The organism is Paenibacillus sp. S33 (assembly GCF_053615415.1).
In genome coordinates this window covers 5,175,159-5,194,177 of record NZ_JBSIEZ010000001.1, presented here as the reverse complement: position 1 = coordinate 5,194,177, position 19,019 = coordinate 5,175,159, and the positions used below count along the sequence as shown (strand labels likewise).

Annotated in this window: 20 protein-coding genes; 16 read left to right on the top strand and 4 right to left on the bottom strand. The window is 42.5% G+C overall.

The window, feature by feature from the left end; all coding sequences use genetic code 11:
* The first annotated feature begins 68 nt into the window (after positions 1-68).
* Genes ACWGXJ_RS23615 through ACWGXJ_RS23600 form a run of 4 tightly spaced genes read left to right on the top strand, consistent with a single transcriptional unit; the run spans position 69 to position 4,854 of the window.
* The gene (locus ACWGXJ_RS23615; RefSeq protein WP_452567700.1) at positions 69-1,229 is read left to right on the top strand and encodes a hypothetical protein; all 1,161 of its coding nucleotides are present in this window, start codon (positions 69-71) and stop codon (positions 1,227-1,229) included.
* A 17-nt stretch (positions 1,230-1,246) separates the two neighbouring features.
* Positions 1,247-3,271, top strand: coding sequence for a DUF4163 domain-containing protein (locus ACWGXJ_RS23610; RefSeq protein WP_452567699.1), 2,025 nt, complete (start codon positions 1,247-1,249; stop codon positions 3,269-3,271).
* A gap of 21 nt (positions 3,272-3,292) precedes the next feature.
* Positions 3,293-4,687, top strand: coding sequence for a hypothetical protein (locus ACWGXJ_RS23605; RefSeq protein WP_452567698.1), 1,395 nt, complete (start codon positions 3,293-3,295; stop codon positions 4,685-4,687).
* Positions 4,688-4,713: 26 nt separating this feature from the next.
* Positions 4,714-4,854: a hypothetical protein gene (locus ACWGXJ_RS23600; RefSeq protein WP_322158899.1), complete on the top strand. Its 141-nt coding sequence runs from the start codon at positions 4,714-4,716 to the stop codon at positions 4,852-4,854.
* 12 nt (positions 4,855-4,866) lie between these two features.
* On the opposite strand, the gene ACWGXJ_RS23595 is transcribed toward ACWGXJ_RS23600, so the two are convergent.
* From ACWGXJ_RS23595 to ACWGXJ_RS23585, 3 genes are all read right to left on the bottom strand, one after another.
* Positions 4,867-5,199 carry a hypothetical protein gene (locus ACWGXJ_RS23595; protein WP_452567945.1) on the bottom strand — a complete coding sequence of 111 codons (333 nt, stop codon included), beginning with the start codon at positions 5,197-5,199 and terminating at the stop codon, positions 4,867-4,869.
* Between the two features lie 656 nt (positions 5,200-5,855).
* Positions 5,856-6,212 carry a hypothetical protein gene (locus ACWGXJ_RS23590; protein ID WP_235306604.1) on the bottom strand — a complete coding sequence of 119 codons (357 nt, stop codon included), beginning with the start codon at positions 6,210-6,212 and terminating at the stop codon, positions 5,856-5,858.
* Positions 6,213-6,568: 356 nt separating this feature from the next.
* Entirely contained in the window at positions 6,569-6,925 is a 357-nt protein-coding gene (locus ACWGXJ_RS23585; protein ID WP_452567697.1) for a hypothetical protein, read from the bottom strand.
* 82 nt (positions 6,926-7,007) lie between these two features.
* On the opposite strand from ACWGXJ_RS23585, the gene ACWGXJ_RS23580 reads away from it, so the two are divergent.
* From ACWGXJ_RS23580 to ACWGXJ_RS23525, 12 genes are all read left to right on the top strand, one after another.
* A complete protein-coding gene (locus ACWGXJ_RS23580) occupies positions 7,008-8,471 on the top strand; it encodes a lipase family protein (RefSeq protein ID WP_452567696.1) in 1,464 nt (487 codons plus the stop codon).
* A gap of 38 nt (positions 8,472-8,509) precedes the next feature.
* The gene (locus ACWGXJ_RS23575; RefSeq protein WP_250260184.1) at positions 8,510-8,806 is read left to right on the top strand and encodes a WXG100 family type VII secretion target; all 297 of its coding nucleotides are present in this window, start codon (positions 8,510-8,512) and stop codon (positions 8,804-8,806) included.
* A gap of 32 nt (positions 8,807-8,838) precedes the next feature.
* Positions 8,839-9,150 carry a hypothetical protein gene (locus tag ACWGXJ_RS23570; RefSeq protein ID WP_322171960.1) on the top strand — a complete coding sequence of 104 codons (312 nt, stop codon included), beginning with the start codon at positions 8,839-8,841 and terminating at the stop codon, positions 9,148-9,150.
* Between the two features lie 383 nt (positions 9,151-9,533).
* Positions 9,534-9,878, top strand: a complete 345-nt coding sequence (locus tag ACWGXJ_RS23565; RefSeq protein ID WP_013373571.1) for a hypothetical protein — start codon at positions 9,534-9,536, stop codon at positions 9,876-9,878.
* A gap of 175 nt (positions 9,879-10,053) precedes the next feature.
* Positions 10,054-11,127, top strand: a complete 1,074-nt coding sequence (locus tag ACWGXJ_RS23560; RefSeq protein ID WP_061830502.1) for an ABC transporter substrate-binding protein — start codon at positions 10,054-10,056, stop codon at positions 11,125-11,127.
* Positions 11,127-12,056 (top strand): nucleoside hydrolase, encoded by a 930-nt coding sequence (locus ACWGXJ_RS23555; RefSeq protein ID WP_452567695.1) that lies wholly within the window; start codon positions 11,127-11,129, stop codon positions 12,054-12,056. The genes ACWGXJ_RS23560 and ACWGXJ_RS23555 overlap by 1 nt, the downstream gene beginning before the upstream one ends.
* A 27-nt stretch (positions 12,057-12,083) precedes the next feature.
* Positions 12,084-12,905: an ABC transporter permease gene (locus tag ACWGXJ_RS23550; protein WP_013312457.1), complete on the top strand. Its 822-nt coding sequence runs from the start codon at positions 12,084-12,086 to the stop codon at positions 12,903-12,905.
* A gap of 6 nt (positions 12,906-12,911) precedes the next feature.
* Positions 12,912-13,700, top strand: a complete 789-nt coding sequence (locus ACWGXJ_RS23545; protein ID WP_013312456.1) for an ABC transporter permease — start codon at positions 12,912-12,914, stop codon at positions 13,698-13,700.
* A 16-nt stretch (positions 13,701-13,716) separates the two neighbouring features.
* A complete protein-coding gene (locus ACWGXJ_RS23540) occupies positions 13,717-14,775 on the top strand; it encodes an ABC transporter ATP-binding protein (RefSeq protein ID WP_103047311.1) in 1,059 nt (352 codons plus the stop codon).
* Between the two features lie 28 nt (positions 14,776-14,803).
* On the top strand, positions 14,804-16,531 hold the full coding sequence (locus ACWGXJ_RS23535) for an adenine deaminase C-terminal domain-containing protein (protein ID WP_069290620.1): 1,728 nt from the start codon (positions 14,804-14,806) through the stop codon (positions 16,529-16,531).
* Positions 16,532-16,952: 421 nt separating this feature from the next.
* Entirely contained in the window at positions 16,953-17,429 is a 477-nt protein-coding gene (locus ACWGXJ_RS23530; protein ID WP_023990827.1) for a Dps family protein, read from the top strand.
* Positions 17,430-17,579: 150 nt separating this feature from the next.
* A complete protein-coding gene (locus ACWGXJ_RS23525) occupies positions 17,580-18,746 on the top strand; it encodes a nitric oxide synthase oxygenase (protein WP_452567694.1) in 1,167 nt (388 codons plus the stop codon).
* Between the two features lie 25 nt (positions 18,747-18,771).
* On the opposite strand, the gene ACWGXJ_RS23520 is transcribed toward ACWGXJ_RS23525, so the two are convergent.
* Positions 18,772-18,933 (bottom strand): hypothetical protein, encoded by a 162-nt coding sequence (locus ACWGXJ_RS23520; RefSeq protein ID WP_013312451.1) that lies wholly within the window; start codon positions 18,931-18,933, stop codon positions 18,772-18,774.
* Positions 18,934-19,019: the final 86 nt, after the last annotated feature.

The window sequence follows — 19,019 nt, the reverse complement described above, 5'->3', positions numbered from 1 at the left end:
CAAACAGGCCACAATCGGACGCTTCAAAATATCATTCAATACGTAAGCAAACAACGTATAAACATGTAATGAATAATGTAAGAGAGGAGTTTTTTGAAATCAACTTTATAAAACAAAATAAAATACTATTTTTAATATTGTTATTTAGTCTGCTATTGAATGGATGTTCTGAAAAGCCTACGAATGAGAAGCAGCAAGCAGTTGATTCCACCAAACCTAGCACTCAAGTGATAGAGCAAAAAGTTGTGACTGAACCAGGGTCTGCTGCTCAAGAACAAGGTCGAAATAGCAATACTGTGAATCCGATAAATAAAAGAAATGGAAATTCCGACGCAGATTCTGACACATTAGATCAGTTTATAAAGAAAATCCAACCTCAAAATGAGCAGCTTCAAAAAATATTAAAAGAAGATTTGGACCATGATGGAAAGCCGGAATATGTACTTGCTTTTGGAATAGAAAAAGAGGAGATTTATAACATATTTGTAGTCCGGGAGGATGACGGGTATCACATTATTGATAAACTAGAGGACCCGGTTATAGTTGTGCATATAAATACAGATGTGAAAATCATGAAGCTGGACCAAACAGATCAAAAATTTATCGTTGTATACTCTATAGGCGACGGAGGGGCTTATTCAGAGGGATTCTCTATATATGCCTTGGAAAATAATCATATCAAGAGTATAAATTCTGATTTTCCTAATGCTACTGGACAAGGAATTCGAACGTTAAAAGATACCGATCATGACGGTGTCTTTGAAAGTGTCGATTATTACGAGTTTAGCGACACTCAGGAGCATACCATCGTGGTCTATCAAAAATACGATGGAACAGGACCTGAAAAAAAGGAGATTTTGTATAAAAATAAAAGTAAAAAGTTTGTATATCCAAGCGACCCTAAGGCTGTGATATTGAACTACTTGGAAGTTGATTATCTTATGAAGTGGTTTGATTTACCTTTTCCTGAAATGGACCAGCTTACCGATCCGGCAGCAAGGCAAACGTATGATTTTGAGGATGCTGTCGATCTTTCCGGTTTAGCATATTTATCTTACCCGGTGTTGGAACTGAGTATTAATGAGGTTAGTAGCAATGATAACCGAAAAATATTTTTGGTGAAAGATAATTCAATAGAAGAAAGAGCGAAAAAGGAAATTACGTTTACGTTAGAAAAGCAATCAGGCAAGTGGAAGATTATGAGTATAGAGATGAACGATAAATTGTAGAAAGTGTGATATCCAGCATGAATTACTTGAAGTACGGGCGAGCTTCTTGCGTCCTGTTATTACTCATTTCCTGTGTAGTGCTGAATGGGTGCATGAAGGAACAGAATTCTCCAGCAACTAAAACAAATCATGCGCTTTCTCTCCAAAATGACGATAAAACGAATTCCTATTCGAAAAAGCTGGACACGTTAGTGAAAAAACTTCATATAGTCAACGATGAAAATAAGGATTATGATACCAGACAAAATAAGCTTGAGGAGTTCACACAGGAACTTAATTTGTTGTTAAACGAGCCTAAAAGTGTAGAGATGAAAGATGGAGAATTAGTAGAAAAGTTCGATAATAATCTCACTATCTTAACAAAATCGTTCCAGTTAAAAAGTGGACGGCTAAACGTTAGAGTTGTAAATTACAGAGCACCTACGACGCTGACAGGCACAATCGGAGATAAATACACATTTATTCAGTGGTGGAGTACGAAGCAGCTTGTACACGCTCAGATGCTTGAGGATGGCGGGGCAGAATTAACTACAGATTTTGTGGTTCGAGATTCAGAGCACGGTATACAGTTGTGGTTAGGGGGGCATGTCTCCATTTATCATCCATACCCCGTATTTGTTGATTTGTGGAAGTTGTCTGGACAAAAATGGACGCAGAAAAGCATAGATGTAGGTAAGATGAAGCTCCCGAATTCGTGGGAATTAACCAAGGATGTGGATGAGCTTATTTTAGAAAATCGACAACATGATAGCATGAGTATCGAAGTATTAGACCACGGCGATGGTTTCTTAATAAGCAGTGATGATTCTGAACAGAACATTATCATTGAGTTCTCAAAAAGTGGAGAAGTCCGTATTGATTCTGAATATAGTATGGCCTCAAATACTCATAGTGAACGGCAAAGTTATGAACTCATTCAAGAGGAATATTCAAAAAATGGGATCGTGATTAAATACCCTCAAATTATAAAACTCAAGGATATTGCAAAGCAGAAATCTTTAAACCAAATTCTTAAGACTGATGCTTTAGAAGGATTACAAAACTATGCGGATTCCAATGCTGGAGTCCATGTCGAAATTGATTATGAGATCAAACGACAAAGTGAACGATTCTTGAGTGTTCAATATACGGGTATTCATTATGTGAAGGACGCAGCCTATCCTACTCATATGTTTTATACGACGAACCTGGATATGAAGCAGGTTTTAAGAATAAGGTTGAGAGATTTGGTAAAGGTCGAGAAACCTTTTATTGAGCTTATAAAAAGCAGGAAGATTACAGCTGTTCAGCCAGAGCAACAAGGATTAATTGGTGATTTCACAAAAGATGATTTGATTCAATTGTTAACAAATGCGGATGTAACCAAAGGTTCGCTTGCGGAAGTAGAAATGGAATCGTTTAGTTATTTCACAAATGATTCATTGGGGATGAGTGTACCTATGGCACATGTAGTAGGGGACCATGCGGAGTATGAAATTCGTTTTGCACAAATTCCAGAGAATAATAGGCAAAATGAGGAACTATGGAGTGAGTTAAGTTCCGTTGAGGATCAGTCTGTTTCCACAGTTGGCGGTGAAAAGTTGAATACTGACCAATATGAAATTGAAGAGTCGCAGTCTTTTCAAACTACTTTCGAAGGCTTTGGGAAAGTACGGTTTGTATCGACATATGGGTATACGGAAGGTTTTCGTAAATTCTTTTTCTTCCTATTGGATGACCAAGGACATATTCTGTATCCATTCCTGGATTTCTACGGGAACCGTGAGTGGGTTGCACGTTACGGAGGAGTAGAAGCAGTGGCCTTCAAGGATGTCAATAAGGATGGATTGAAGGATGTTATCATCATTGCCGATGTTGACAACGGGATTCATGGACCTGGTAGAGTTGACCAATTCCCTATAGCAGACATATATTTTCAAAAGAAAAATAAAACCTTTACCACGCTCTCTGCATTAGATGAGGCTCTTAACGATCAGGGGCATAATCAAACCATTAAAGCTGTCATTCAATACGTAAGCAAACAACGGATAAACGTAAACTAACCGACATAGAGGAGCGGTAACATGGGATATCCAATCATCAAGTATAATGGAACAGTTTTATCTCTTAAAAATCCAAAAGTTAAAGTTGTACAGAAAATGAATGAGCATGTGAAGGTCTTTTTGACAGGTGTGTTAACGGGTGCTCAAATGGAAGAATATACAGATCATATGGAAGCAGGGGCGAAGTTAGTTGTTTCTTATATGAATGACGATCATAACCAGAGTGTGCTATTTCGAGGGCCAGTCACGCAGTTCAGAATCAAGATGGTATCCAATGTAGCTCATTTGGTTGTCGAAGCTCTATCTTATACATGCCAGATGGATGAAATACCTCATAGACAATCCTTTCAAAATGTGAAGATGAAGGTGCAGGCATTGCTTGAACATGTACTCAAATCATATCCCAAAGCGAATTGTACGAGCCGCTTAAAAGATCAGCTTCTACAGGAATTTACGATGCAATTCGACGAAACGGACTGGTCATTTCTAAAACGTATAGCGTCTCGGCTTGGTTGGGGACTAATACCTGATCCGATTGGTGAAAAACCTCAGTTTTATTTTGGATTACCGGATGGTGTCAATCAAGGTGAGCTCAAACAGTATAACTACTCGATGACCAGAAAAACCAAGCCAGGGGCCAGCAAGGAAGACAACCTTTTGTATTACAAAATACAAACGACAGGGGCCAAAGATGTTCTGCTGCATATTGGCGCAGAGGTCAAATTCAAAGGGAAAACCTTATACGTCCTGCAGTCTGTTGCGTTTATACGCCATAGTGTCTTGTGGCATGAATATGTGCTGACCACATCGGATGGAATGAAACAGGATTTGATTGTAAATGAGAGTATTCGTGGCATCTCGTTAAAATCGAAGGTTATTGGAATCGAGCAGGACCATATGAATGTTTTCTTTTATGAAATGGACAAGGTCAAGCCTAACGTCAAGGAAACCTGCGCTTTTCCAACGGCTACATTTTATACATCGGAAGGGAATACGGGATGGTACTGCATGCCGGAGCTGTTTGACTTTGTAGATATCTACTTTCCAACCGCTAAAGAAAAAGACGCCATTGTAACTCACTCGATCCGCAAAAGATCCAAAGGGGGCGACTTTATTAAGGACCCATCGACGAAGATCTTTATGACCAAGTACCGCAAAGCCATTATATTTGAGAAAAATGAAATTTTAATCACGGGGAATGACGATGAAGTGGTGATTCGACTGCTGGATGACCATGGAATTGAACTGCGGAGTAAAAAGGACATACGTGTTAAGGCTGATGGAAACTTAGTATTCAATGCGGGTAACACAATACAAGTCACCGCGAAAGATACCATCGGGTTAAAATGTAAAACGAGTTTGGTAGAAATGGATGGTAACATTAAAATGACTGGAGAAAAGATAAAGACGCAATAACTAAAACCACCAAGAGAGGGTAAACCATGGCTAAAGTAACTACAGGAGCAATCGTGAATGAGAAACCGCCTACCCAAGAAGACATGATACAAGAGTGGAAACGTAAAATAAGCAAAGGCGAATATCCTTTTATTCATGTAACTAAGCATAGTACCAAAGGTGAATAGCGTTAAATATGACTAACGACGACTGAAAAAGGCTCCTAGGGAGCCTTTTCTGCAATCATGGTTCAATATTCTATTCTTTTTAGGATTTCTACTATCGATGAACCAAGCAGGTCCAGAGACGTCGATCACTTCTTTGGTTTTATAATTATAATAGATGGTAATTTTGCTGTCTTCGTGACCTTTAATGTACCCATACAGATATATTCTTGAGTGGATAGCCGGATCATCTACAACATAATCCTTTAATATGAAATCGGCCCTATAGTATCCCTTAATGTACTCTTTTCCAATAGGTATGCCTGTCCGAACGATTTCTTCTTTTTTGGCATTCGATGCGTACTGCATGTAATAGAAAACTCCTACCAGAATGACAAGTGATATAAAGACAAAAAGCCATAGTTGTTTCTTTTTCAAGTTGAAGTATTCTCCTTAAAATTGAGCTAAATATGCTATACGCTTTCTCAGGAATAAGGTGCATTCTTATCTATAACCTTACTATCAATAAACCAATCCGGTCCCGTAACATTGACGATTTCTTTTGAGTCCAAGTCATAGGATATCCTAGCTTAAGTCTGTATCGTTTCCTTTTATATAGCCGTAAAGATGTACTCTTGCAAAGACACTGTTTTCTTCAATATTGTAATTTTTTAATACGAAATCCGTATTATAGTGAGTATTAATATATTTGATACTGACAGTAGTAGCAGACTCCACTATCTCTTCCTTTTGAGCGGTAGAAAAACCACAACCGTCCAGAATGGTTAATATTATGATGAGAACTGTGCAACATTTAAGGATTGTGTTCATTTACGCAACATTCCCCTAACATGCTATTTATAATTTAATGTGAACTACAACCAGAATGCAGTGAACAATGACTTGGTTCTTATTTTTGTTGCAAATATCTCTCAGTAACAGGAAGTATTATAATGATACTATTTCCTCATATTTAGGAAAAAATCATCTGTAATGGGACTAATTATTTGAATACAGACTTGATTTTAGAATGGCGGAACAATCTTATTAGGATTCCTACTGTCGATGAACCAATCCGGTCCAGTCACGTAGAGCACCTCTTTTTTCTTATAGTCGTAATTTATTGAGATTATCTGGCCTTCATGTCCTTTTATGTAGCCACGGAGATATACGGTAGAGTTAACGTAACTACCAATAAAGTCGTTATTTTGGTATATAAATTCAGCATTATAGTATTTCCTAATATAGTCTTGCCCGATAGGTATGCCGGATTGGACGTACTCTTCTTTTTGTACATCCTCCGTATATTGCATGTAATAAAAGATTCCTACAAGGATTGAAACTACTATAAAGATGCTTCCCCAATCCTTTTTCTTCTTCAAGTTGAATTCTTCTCCTTAGTATCTCCTGACTATAAACTCATAACATTATTGCTTTTTATAATAATAGTAGGATAGCTCATTTATTTAATAAAAGGATTAGCTCGGTACAACGTTTAAAAATTGTGTTCATATACGCAAATCTCTTCTAACATACAGTTACAAAGTCCTAATCGTTATTAGGTATGAACCGCGACCAGAAATGCAGTAACCAACGACTTTATACTTATTTTTACTTTCAACTATACCCCAAGTAAATAGGAAGTATTATAATGATTTTACTTCCTTAGATTGGAAAAATATATTCTTGAACTGAAATGAATCATGTGTGCTTTTTTTTTGCATACAAATCCTGATATTTAAAATGGTGGAACATTCTTTTTAGGGTATCGACTGTCAATGAACCAATCCGGTCCGGTTACACTAAGCACTTCTTTTTTTTCAAAATCGTAAGCGATAGATATCGATTGATCTTCATGCCCTTTTATATAGCCGATTAGATGAACTGTATTATTAACATAGCTACCTATATAGTCATAACTCTTAAATATGAAATCAGCCCTATAGTATTTTTTGATGTACTCTTTTCCAATAGGTATACCTGTTCTAACGGCTTCTTCTTTTTTTACATTTGATGCGTACTGCATGTAATAGAGAGCTCCTACTAGGATGCAGAATAAGATAAGAGCAGTAACCCAAAATTTTTTCTTTTTCAATTTTTTGATGCTCCTTTTTTGAAAGTATCAACTTTTTCTAACTTTATAATATATTAGGTGATTAGACAAGGTGGGGTAATAGTTGCAGTATATTAGCGAAAAAACATACTGGAAGATAGCAGATGAGGCTTACCTATTGGATATTGATCCAAAGACTTATAAAAATGAAGATATTCCCGGTTGGAAGGTTGTTGATTTAGACGAAAAACTATTACATGACACGAATGGTTCTGGATTCGATGCGACCGTTTTTCACAATGAGAATAGCAATCAGGTGATTATAGGGTATAGGGGAACTGAACCAGGAGGAAGACCAATATGGAGTAGAGCGATGGACATAGGAACGGATATTAGCGATGTCGTGGGCGGACGAGCAAAAAATTTAAATCAACTTCACGATTATTATGTAAATAATCAAGAAGAGATAAAAAATTCCCCCCCACAGGTACAAAGTTCATTTCATCAGTATGAGGCCCAGTATCAGGATAATCAATTTACAAAAGCTCAAACACTGTACGACGAAGTGAAGAAGAAGTATCCCGCTGCCGAAATATCTACGACAGGTCATTCTTTAGGCGGTGCAGAAGCAGAATATGTTGCAGTGAAGAATGGTTTATCATCTGTGAGTTTTGCTGCTCCGAGCATTGTACATTTATTGCCTGAAGATCTTCAAAAGAGGGTAAAAGCAGGAGAATTCAAGAAGACTAATGTGGCTTTTGCCCATCCCGGAGATAGCGTTGGTGGGGGAGCCACTAAGGCTAACCAACATGTGGGGGAAACGTATCATATTGGGAGTGGTTATAAGACTGCCAATGTAGCCAAGTTTACTATTCCTGTTTCAATTCCCTTGGAAAGAAAAACCGAATTGGAAAGACTTTTTCTTGGCCCCAAGTGGACTCCTATTGTTTATGTTCCGATTACATTGCCTATGATGCAGCAAGATGCATTCACCAAATTCTATAATTCTGTATTAGGTGGAGAGAACACTCATAGCATGGAAAACTTTACGTTTGATGAAAATGGCAATATCAGCAATCCACTGTACACCATGGACGGTCAATTGGTGGAAGGCAATCCACGGGTGCAGGCATACGAGCAGATGCTGGCCGCGCGAGCAGAGCTCAAGGAAGTCATGGGCGATCTGGTTGAACGCTATGGTGGACAAATGGGGGCCTTCGGGCAGTTTGCTGCTAATGCACTGGGAGTGAATATCCTGGGAGTAGGACAACAGAATGGTCGCTCCAATGGCGGTGCATATTTTGTAGGCAACAAAAATGGGGGTACAATTCAATTAACACCTGAGGAGCTAAAGCATGCGGCTAACCAGATGCGTTCCAGCCTGCATGGATTTTCTAGCGATACCCGAGCATCCATCCAGTTATTTCAGGCTCATATCGGGACAAGTGAAAGTCAGTCTTTGACCCCAATTGCGCATAGTGCAACGGCAACACTGGATCGGATCAATCGCTGGTATCAGGAATCGATTACAGAGATAGCAGAGTATATAGATCGCAAGGGCCAGGAATTTACGATGGTGGATCAATAAAAAGAGCAGCTGGAAGAACACAACGGGAGGCAAAAGAGATGAGTAGAATATCTTTGAGCCTGGGGGATCTGCGTAGGGCTGTACAGCAGTGCGAGCAGCTAAAGCAAAGACTTCAGCATCAGGAGCAGCAGATGAGAAATATATATGGTCGTCTGCAAGACTGGAGGGGCGAATCGGCTGCTGAATTAACACGTAAAATGGAGGTATTTCTCCAAGGAACCACGGTACGAATACAAGAATTGGACGATCATAAAGAGCAGTTGAAACGTTATATTCGCAAAATGGAAGAAGCTGATCGGCGTGAGGAGAGACGTAAACGGGCTGCACAATGGTGATACAGGCAGACTGCAATAGTTAGGAGAACATCATGAAAGATCAAAATGCATTTGTTATTTTACTTATATTGAATATCGTTTATGGCTTAACGCTGTTTGCCTATCCGGCCATGCTGATGGTGGTCGCATTTTCTTTCGATGCACCAACAGCTGGAGATTATCTCATCAGTTATATTTTTGCCTATGTCATAATGAGCTACCCGATAGGAGTATTTATCTCATGGAGCTGTTGGTATTTTTATCATCGTTATGCTTTTAAGAAGGCGTATATCATAGCTAACTTTATGCTGCTGTGGCCAGCTACTCTTGTAGTGTCCTCGTGGATTCAATCGGCTTTTTCTTGAAGGGGTTCCCATCTGGCCAGTCAGCTACATAACATAAAAAACCGTACAATCGCTAGGGGACTCCCGCGGGGTACGGTTAAATGCGTTTAAATAAAAACTACATATATAGTAGTAGAAAAAAATATTCTCCCAGAGTGGTGACGATAATGATTTTGTAGTCTACTTTAATTTTCCTGCGGGGAATATAGCAGTGTTCGAAAACTTAAGGGTTAGACGAAAAAGTGTAAAAATGTTGAAAAGCTACAAAGTTCGACATATTGTTCGCTTTTTCGCATCATATGTTATTAGATTAGGGATTTTTGTTTGCTATTTATCGCATATTTATGTATAATCTATCGTGTTGAAAGATTGATTGTACGTAATATGCTGATGAGGGTGGGTTCATGACGCTGCTCGACAGTAACGAAAGCAAGAAGCGGATGTGCCAGATTTACAATGAAGTTTCAAAGGAACTGTTCGGCTTCGGGACCACGCTACTGCGGGCCACCGTTGAGAACAACATTGTTACCTTTGTGGCGAAGCACCGGCGTTCTCCACGCTCGGCGGCATTGGAAGTGGAAGCCCCCGGCTTGAAGCTGGAAGTGGATTTCCGAATGTCCATGCTGTACAAGAAGAGACTTCGCGAGAAGCTGATTGAGGATATGGAGCTCGATATAGAAGCTTTACTGCGTGATTATGATTCAGCAACGCAGTGGGCAATTACGAACATCATACTGAAAGAATCCTAATAAAATTGGATATTCGGCTTTTCGCTTCGGATCTATCTGAGGGGAGAACCTGTTATAACGCGCAGCGGGATCAACTTATTCTTTGTTTACGAAGAAAAGTATTCTTGTTTTACAAGAGTACTTTTCTTTTTTGTGTCATAAGGTGTGCATAATAAAAAAATAGGGGGAGTTTCATATGAAAAAATGGTTTAAAGGGTTTATGGCTGTGACCTTGGCATCCGTGGTACTGGCAGGTTGCGGCAGCAATGCTACTGGCGGTCAGACAGATGGAAAAGATGGTTCAGCTGATGGAAAAAAGAAACTAGTTATTTCCACATGGGGCTTTTCCGAGGACTTTTTTAACAAAGAAGTGTACGAGCCTTTTGAAAAAGAACATAACGTTGACATCGTGGTCGAAATTGGAAATAACGCGGAACGGTTGAACAAAATCAGTCAAGGCAGCACAGACGTCGATCTGATTTATCTGTCTGATTATTATGCTCAACAGGGAATCCAACAGGGATTGTTTGAGAAGCTGGATCGCAGCAAGGTGCCGAACCTGAACCAAATTTATGATATTGCCAAAGCACCGCTGGGTGAGGAATATGGTCCTGCTTATACAGTTGGACGCCTTGGTATTGCCTATAATCCGGAGCTGGTGAAAAAGAATGTGACCTCTTGGGCTGACCTGTGGGGAACTGAGTTCAAAGGAAACGTGACTTTGCCGAATATTACGGCGACTGCCGGACCGATGATGGTAGATGCAGCCTCCAAGGTAGCGGGTAGTAAGGAGTTTAATGAAGACCAAGCCTTCGGAAAACTGAAAGAGCTGAGTCCGAATATCGTTAAGTTTTATAGCAAAACGTCCGAGTTCGTGAACATGTTTAGTCAACAAGAAATTGCGGGCGGTCCGATCATGGAAATGTACTTCAAAGATTTGCAGGCGGCTGTGCCAGGAGCGAAATTTGTAGCTCCTAGTGAAGGTGCTTACGCAGTCATGAACACGATTAATGTAGTGAAGGGCTCCGACCAGAAGGAGCTGGCTGAGGAATTTATCAACTGGCAGCTGAGCAAGGAAGTTCAAGAAAAATCCGCCAAGGCGAAGGTTGATTCTCCGGTGAACACGCAGGTGGTACTTTCCGGTGCGGATACAGAAGGAATTACGTACGGTACAGATGTAGTGAATAAGCTGACCAAGCTGGATATGAAATTCGTTAACGATCATATCAAGGCATGGACAGATCGCTGGAACCGGGAAGTTGCACAATAATGAAAAAGGTCATATTAGATGTAGATACGGGCATTGATGATGCGTTGGGTATTTTATTGGCCGCCAAAAGTGGTCAGTTGGATATCCGAGCGATTACTACAGTATGCGGTAATGTCTCACTTAAACAAGCAACATTGAACACATGCAAAATCCTCGACCTTTTGGATAGACCGGATATTCCGGTTTATCGGGGGGCGGAGGCTCCCTTAATACGTAAAGGTCTGCACGAGCACCGTGTCCATGGAGAAGACGGCATTGGAGGTGCATTGAGTGGAGTAATCCCAGCAATGTCTGCATCCGAAGGTTTTGCGCCGGATATCATCATCGATACCGTGATGGCTCACCGGGGGGAAGTGACGCTCATTTGCACCGGGCCGCTCACCAATTTGGCACTGGCGCTGCTGAAGTGTCCCGAACTGACGGATCACGTCGATGAGGTCATTTTTATGGGCGGTGTTATTCACGGGTGCGGCAATATTACACCCGTAGCGGAGTACAATATGTATGCTGACCCTGAAGCCGCACGGATCGTATTTCATGCAGGATTTGGTCGGTTGATACAGGTGGGACTGGATGTAACACGGAAGGCTTTGCTGACTGCCGATCATATTGCTCGTCTGTCCCATCCTGCAATTCGTAATTATGTAGCTGAAAGTACGGCTGTTTATACCAAGCGTTATGAAGAACGCAACGGGGTAAAAGCGTGTGCGCTTCATGACCCGCTTGCCGTGGGTGTCGCATTGAATTCGAGGTTAGTAGATACCTCGTTGTTGTATGTCGACGTGGAAACCTCCAGTCGTATATGTGACGGACAAACGGTGGGCGATGTGCAGAACCGCCTTAATCATAGCCCCAATATGAATGTGTGCGAACAGGTGGACAGCGAAGCTTTTCTGGAGCTGTTCATCCAGGTGCTGAATAAGGAATAACATTTTGATAACCGCAAGGAGCTACCCATGAAGAAAACATACTTGTATTGGCTGCTGCTGCCAGGTCTGCTCTTTCTGGCGGTGTTCATGGTCATTCCGATTGTGTTGACGATCGGTTCGACCTTCGTACAGAACAGCTCATTCACCCTAGAAGGCTATCTCCATTTCTTCAAGGACCCTTATTTTCTGAAAATATTGCTGACTACGCTGGAAGTCAGTGTCGTAACGACACTCGTGTGCGTATTACTCGGCTTCCCGACGGCTTATTATATTTCGCAAAAGGCCCCGCGTCGTAAAGGTATTTTGCTTGCGCTGGCTATCTTTCCCTTATTGACGAGTCCGGTGGTGCGGTCATTCAGCTGGATGGTCATTCTGGGTCGCAAGGGGCTGTTAAATAACGTGCTCATCGGTTTAGGACTTGTAGATGAACCGCTGAATATTTTGTACACCCCGGCAGCGATGATTATTGGTCTGGTTCATTTGTTTTTACCACTGATGATTATTTCACTGATTGGTGTGCTCGAAAATATTGACGGTGATCTTGTTCATGCTGCTCAGAGCCTCGGGGCTTCCAGATTCAGCGCATTTCGTAAAATCGTATTTCCGCTGTCTGTGCCGGGCCTGATCATTGGAAGCATTCTCGTTTTCGTAGGCAGCCTGACTGCATATACGACACCAGCACTACTTGGAGGAAAACAGCGGGTTATCGCTACATTTTTGTATCAGAACGCGATGACGCTAAACGACTGGTTTTTAGCTTCTGTTATTGCAACAATTATGATTGTTATTACATTTATCGTGGTCGGTCTCTTAAATAAGGCGGCCCATAAACTCAATCCGAAGGGGTAGGTGGATATGCGGGAGAAACATTACGGACTAGGCTTCTTTAGCCTGCTGGTCTTCATCTTTCTGCTCGGTCCGCTGTTGATCATATCGGTCACTTCTTTCGAGCCGGGCACGGTATTAAAATTTCCTCCGCAGGGCTTTTCTTTGCGCTGGTATGAAAATATTTTTGAAGTGGATTTGTTTATGTCCACGTTCAAAACGTCCATTGTCGTCTCTCTGCTAGGTAACATCTTGGCACTGCTGATCGGTATGCCTGCCGCCTATGCACTTAGTCGCTTTTCGTTTCGCGGGAAGGATGCGCTGAATGCTTTGTTCCTTTCCCCGTTGCTTATACCGGGTATCGTTCTTGGTTTTACACTGCTGCGCTATTTGATCATTGTTTACCATTTACCAGTATATGCTGGACTATTGATCGGACATACGGTGATTATGTTGCCGTTCATTATTAGAGTCATTGCATCCAGTTTGTCTAACTTTGATTTTGCGATTGAGGAAGCAGCGCTTAGTTTGGGGGCTGGACGGCTGGAAACCTTTTTCAAGGTGGTTCTGCCCAACATCCGCTCAGGTATTATTGCGGCTATCCTGATTGCCTTTCTGGAATCATTCAACAATGTCGACATCTCCGTCTTCATGACAGGACCGGGCTTCAGCACCCTGCCCATTCAAATGCTGACTTACGTCGAAAATTATTTTGACCCGACGATTGCAGCGATTTCAGTTATGCTGATGATTTTGACCGGTATCCTGATGTTCTTGATTGAACGACTGATGGGATTGTCTTACTTCACTAAAAGGTAATGGAGGCTTCAACCTTATGGCACTGCTTACTCTGGATCGCGTATCGGTCGCTTATGACAACCAACTGATCTTGCAAGATTTCGATTTGCAGCTCGAACGGGGGCAATTGCTCTCGTTGCTCGGACCGAGTGGTTGTGGCAAAACGACCACACTTCGTCTCATTGCAGGATTTCTCGAAGCTAAACAAGGAACATTTTTGTTTGGCGATAAGGATTATACTCGGGTTCCGGTGAATAAACGGAACTTCGGCTTTGTATTCCAAAGTTATGCACTCTTCCCGCATTTGTCCGTTTTTGATAATGTTGCCTTTGGTCTGCGGTTACGTAAGGTAAAGGAAGATGATGTGAAACGCCGCGTTATGACCATGCTGGATACGGTTAGCCTGGGGGGATTCGAAAAACGTTTCCCCGGTGAATTGTCAGGTGGACAGCGTCAACGTGTTGCGATTGCGCGAGCGCTTGTGATTGAACCCGATCTGCTGTTGTTTGATGAACCTCTGAGTAACTTGGATGCTAACCTGCGTGTAAATATGCGTGTGGAAATCCGCCGTATTCAACAGGAACTGGGCATCACTACTGTGTATGTATCGCATGATCAGGAGGAATGTTTTTCGATTTCTGACCAGGTTGCGATTATGAATAAGGGGAACATCGAACAATTAGATGCTCCATCGACCATTTTTAAATATCCGACGACCGAATTTGTCGCCCGTTTTATTGGGTTTAATAATTTTCTAAGTTTTGACGAGCGTACTGAAGAAGGGGATCGTATTCGACTGAATACAGGCGATCTTTCGTTCGGCGTAGCGCGTAATCAGGGTACTGCCCAACCGGGTGCTCGTCAGGGCGCTATTCGCCCGGATGATTTGGTCATTCGAACAGAAGGCAACGAGACAGGGGAAAATGAGCTTCCCGGTATTATTAAAGTAAGTACTTACCTGGGGCGTAGCTATCAGTACGTGGTAGAAACGGCGAAAGGCAACTTTACGGCTAATCAGGAAATGGATACGCCTTACCTGAGTGGTCAGCGGGTTACCCTACATTTTCCGGCAGATAAAATGGTGCTGGTCCAATAATCAGCGGGTTCGATGAAGGAGATACATCATGCGTGCAGACAAAATGATTTTACAAGTTAAGGTGTATAACAGTTACTACAAGACGTTCGAAGAAGGTAATGTAGCTATACTTAATGGCAAGTTTATGTATATCGGTCAGCGTGGTCTGGAGTCTTTCGAGGCTGCTGAAATTGTCGAAGGGCATGGGAAATATATGATTCCCGGCCTGATCGACATTCATTTGCATATCGAAAGTACCATGGTGACACCAGCGACTTTTTCCTATGGGCTGATTCGCAATGGGGTAACGACGATTGTACCGGAACCGCACGAAATGGCGAATGTTTTCGGATTGGAAGGCATTCAGGAAATGATGGAAGCCAGCAAAGATTGTGTGGCTGATATGTTCTACGGCATTCCAAGCTCTGTCCCGGCAACGCCGCTCGAAACCTCAGGGGGCGAGATTGGTATTCCCGAGATTGATGCGCTACTGCAAACCGGCGAAATGATCTGCCTGGGTGAAATTATGAACTATGTGGATGTCATTCGTGATCCGGAGAGCAAGACGAATCGCATCTTACGCCATGTTCGTGAGCACTACCCGGAGCTGATCATTGAAGGCCATACGCCGCAACTGCTTGATCTGGACCTGCATCAGTTGATCTATGCGGGAATAGGCTCGGACCATACTCACCAAAGTATTGAAGGTATGAAGGCGCGGATGGCTGCCGGAATGTTTATTGAAATCCAAGAAAAATCCATGACCCCTGAAGTGATGGACTATCTTATTCAGGAAGATGTGGCACAGCATTTTTGCTTCGTAACGGATGATGTCATGCCAGACTCTTTCGTAGAGCGAGGGCATCTGAACCATATTGTAAGTAAAGCAATCGGAATGGGCATGAAGCCTGAGGATGCCATTTATGCAGCTACGTTTACTCCTGCTGCACGGATGCGAATGCATGACCGCGGAACAATTGCACCGGGAAAAATAGCTGACTTTGTACTGCTGTCCGATCTTGGTCAATTTGATGTGGAGCAAGTCTATAAGGACGGACTCAAGGTATTCGATAAGTTCGAGGAATACCATCAAGCACCGATAAAAAGCCGCTTCCCCGCCCATTTTTATCAAAGTGTGAAGCTCAATCCGCTCACGGAGCAGGATTTTACGGTAAAGATGGATGTAGCTGATGGCACACATCAATGTCGTATTATGATGGTCAAGGATGGCTCAACTTTTACGAGCGAACGGATTGCACCTGCACATGTGGAGCAGGGTGAACTGGTATGGGAACATGGTGAACATGGACTCATCGCTACGTTTGAACGGTATGGAAAGAATGGCAACCGTGCTTACGGTTTGATCGGGGGAGATACGATTAAACGTGGGGCAGTGGCAACCACCTATTCGCACGATAACCATAACTTGCTGGTCGTAGGGCATAACAAGCAAGATATGATACTGGCTGCGAATACGGTTCTATCCAGCCAAGGTGGCTTTTGCGTAGTTGAAAATGGCAAGGTGCTGTCCCATTTGCCGTTAACCGTAGGCGGGATTTTAACAGAAGGACCGCTGGAAATGGTTGCGGCCCATGTGAAGGAGCTTCGTTCAGCCTTGCTGTCGCTGGGCTACCGTCATTACAATCCAATCATGTCACTGAGTACGCATTCTTTGCCGGTCAGCCCGGCCTTGAAGATTACCGATCACGGCCTGATTGATGTAAATGCAGGCAAGGTTGTATCCTTAATCGTGGAACCTTCAGAGATGCAAGAATAAAAAAAGAGCCGACCCTCTTACGGGTCGGCTCTTTTTTTGTCGTGGCTAGGTATGAGGTAGTAGGTTATGGACTTTGCCTACAATACAGATACTTTAGCAGACAAAATTAACATCTTCTTTACTCCTATTGATGTAACCTATGTATAAAAGATAAATAAGTCTTGATTCTGGATATCCTATTGCCTATAGAGTTTGATTTACAATCAATTCACGTAATCTTCATGATTTAAACCGAATTAAGACTTGAAAAACATCGACACAGTGTTATAATTAAAACAGGATTTAGATTAAGTCTAAATTAATTAATAAATATTTATTGGATTCACGCATGGGATTTTGAAGAAAATCAGACACTACTGTTAACGAGTATCCAAGCTTTACACCAACTATATTTTGAATGAAAACGAGAGGGGATTTTAACATGAGTACATTAAATCATACGAACGCACCTACACAAGAGGCTATTCAAGAATTGCACAAGGCATTGAATCGTCAGGTAGCTACCTGGTCTGTATTGTATACGAAACTGCATTATTTCCACTGGTATGTGAAAGGACCTAAATTCTTCACACTGCATGCTAAATTTGAAGAGCTTTACAATGAAGCAACAGCTAATCTAGATACGATTGCTGAACGTTTGTTGGCTATTGGTGGCCGTCCGGCTGCGACCTTGAAGGAGCATTTGCAACTTTCAGCTATTCAGGAGTCCGCAGGTGAACAGACAGCTGACGATATGGTGAAGTCCGTTGTTGCTGATTTTAAAACCATCACTGTTGAACTGGCTAATGGGATGGAAGCAGCGGAAGCAGCACAGGATAAAGCGACAGAGGATCTTCTTAACGGCTTGAGAGAAGCAATGGATAAACATATCTGGATGCTGAGTGCGTATTTGGGATAATTAGTTGGTGTATATTTCCATGTATATGGAGATCAGGTGAACAAGATACACATCCCGTTGGTTCCAGTCTGCCACTGGAGTATAATGACGAGAAGGCGTGGAAGACCACGGGCTCTTGAGTCATGGAGCTGCCGGGATGGGGTGTATGATATGGAAGTAAAACAACAGCTTTTGCATGAAGCGGAGCAGTTTATATATACATGTTATGAGGAGCTGGGCCGAAGCCGCGATGAAGCGGAAGCCCGGCTTCTTAATATTCGTTACGACATAGAGGCTACGGGAACGTATGATCATACTTACGAAGAGCTGGAACACGGAGCGCTCATGGCTTGGCGCAATAGCAATCGTTGCATCGGGCGCTTATTTTGGGACAAGCTTTTAGTCAGGGATGCGCGGGGCGCATCAGATGCGACGGAGGTGGTCAGCGAGTTACTGGAACATATACGCATAGGAACGAATGGCGGAAAAATTAAGCCAACGCTTACTGTATTTCGCGCCTCCAAGCCAGGGCAGCCGAATATCCGCATCTGGAACCATCAACTCATTCGTTACGCTGGATATGAAACCGATCAAGGGATCATAGGAGACCCGGCCTCGGTGGATTTTACCAATGCTTGTAAAGACATGGGCTGGCAGGGGGCGATGACTCCTTTTGATATTTTGCCACTGGTTGTGGAAGTCGGTGGGCAGCCTCCCCAGCTATTTGATATTCCTGAACATTTGGTGATGGAGGTAGCCATTGAGCATCCAGAACTTTCGGGTTTCGCTTCCTTGGGATTACGTTGGTATGCCGTGCCTATGATTGCGGACATGACGCTGGAGATTGGTGGTATCATCTATACAGCGGCTCCCTTTAACGGTTGGTATATGGGAACAGAAATCGGCGCCCGTAATTTTGCGGATACCTTCCGCTATAATAGGTTGCCACAGGTGGCTAAGCTGATGGGACTCGATACGACGAGTGAAACAACGCTTTGGCGTGATCGGGCGCTGGTGGAATTGAATATTGCTGTGCTGCATTCTTTTAAAAAAGCGGGAGTCAGCATTGTCGACCACCATACCGCAGCGGCACAATTTCAGCTGTTTGAGGAACGAGAAGCCAAGGCTGGGCGCGCGCTGACAGGCAATTGGACATGGCTGATCCCCCCGCTATCCCCAGCGACAACGCATATTTTTCATAGCTCCTATGATAATCGGCTTGTGAAGCCGAATTTCGGAGTTCAAGAGAAGCCGTATACGTCGAGACAGGCTACTAGTACAGCAACAGACACAGTGCTTCAGCAGAAGCGCCAAGGCTGCCCTTTTCATTCCGGATAACGATGGGAATGACCTAATGGCTGGATTAGGACTCCAGCTTATCCCATGCAACGATAAAAAGGGTAGCCAGTGGCCCTATTAATAGGGAAAGCAGAAACCAATTTAGCCCGCTCCGATTTTTGGATTGTGCCAAGCCGGCATTAATCAGGGCAAGCGTTCCCCAACCTATATAATAATCTTCTGACATGGTATTCTCCTTTGTAAAAAGGTATAATATCGTACTGTATATGGTATGAACACATCCATGATTTCATAAGTTTAAAGTAAATATAA

What these genes read in the sequence shown, in the direction of transcription:
- ACWGXJ_RS23610 (WP_452567699.1), top strand. Translation starts at nt 1,247, where the DNA reads ATGAATTACTTGAAGTACGGGCGAGCTTCTTGCGTCCTGTTATTACTC.
- ACWGXJ_RS23545 (WP_013312456.1), top strand. Translation starts at nt 12,912, where the DNA reads ATGCGGGAGAAACATTACGGACTAGGCTTCTTTAGCCTGCTGGTCTTC.
- ACWGXJ_RS23530 (WP_023990827.1), top strand. Translation starts at nt 16,953, where the DNA reads ATGAGTACATTAAATCATACGAACGCACCTACACAAGAGGCTATTCAA.
- ACWGXJ_RS23555 (WP_452567695.1), top strand. Translation starts at nt 11,127, where the DNA reads ATGAAAAAGGTCATATTAGATGTAGATACGGGCATTGATGATGCGTTG.
- ACWGXJ_RS23570 (WP_322171960.1), top strand. Translation starts at nt 8,839, where the DNA reads ATGAAAGATCAAAATGCATTTGTTATTTTACTTATATTGAATATCGTT.
- ACWGXJ_RS23550 (WP_013312457.1), top strand. Translation starts at nt 12,084, where the DNA reads ATGAAGAAAACATACTTGTATTGGCTGCTGCTGCCAGGTCTGCTCTTT.
- ACWGXJ_RS23525 (WP_452567694.1), top strand. Translation starts at nt 17,580, where the DNA reads ATGGAAGTAAAACAACAGCTTTTGCATGAAGCGGAGCAGTTTATATAT.
- ACWGXJ_RS23595 (WP_452567945.1), bottom strand. Translation starts at nt 5,199, where the DNA reads ATGCAGTACGCATCGAATGCCAAAAAAGAAGAAATCGTTCGGACAGGC.
- ACWGXJ_RS23520 (WP_013312451.1), bottom strand. Translation starts at nt 18,933, where the DNA reads ATGTCAGAAGATTATTATATAGGTTGGGGAACGCTTGCCCTGATTAAT.
- ACWGXJ_RS23575 (WP_250260184.1), top strand. Translation starts at nt 8,510, where the DNA reads ATGAGTAGAATATCTTTGAGCCTGGGGGATCTGCGTAGGGCTGTACAG.
- ACWGXJ_RS23565 (WP_013373571.1), top strand. Translation starts at nt 9,534, where the DNA reads ATGACGCTGCTCGACAGTAACGAAAGCAAGAAGCGGATGTGCCAGATT.
- ACWGXJ_RS23600 (WP_322158899.1), top strand. Translation starts at nt 4,714, where the DNA reads ATGGCTAAAGTAACTACAGGAGCAATCGTGAATGAGAAACCGCCTACC.
- ACWGXJ_RS23615 (WP_452567700.1), top strand. Translation starts at nt 69, where the DNA reads ATGAATAATGTAAGAGAGGAGTTTTTTGAAATCAACTTTATAAAACAA.
- ACWGXJ_RS23535 (WP_069290620.1), top strand. Translation starts at nt 14,804, where the DNA reads ATGCGTGCAGACAAAATGATTTTACAAGTTAAGGTGTATAACAGTTAC.
- ACWGXJ_RS23540 (WP_103047311.1), top strand. Translation starts at nt 13,717, where the DNA reads ATGGCACTGCTTACTCTGGATCGCGTATCGGTCGCTTATGACAACCAA.
- ACWGXJ_RS23560 (WP_061830502.1), top strand. Translation starts at nt 10,054, where the DNA reads ATGAAAAAATGGTTTAAAGGGTTTATGGCTGTGACCTTGGCATCCGTG.
- ACWGXJ_RS23605 (WP_452567698.1), top strand. Translation starts at nt 3,293, where the DNA reads ATGGGATATCCAATCATCAAGTATAATGGAACAGTTTTATCTCTTAAA.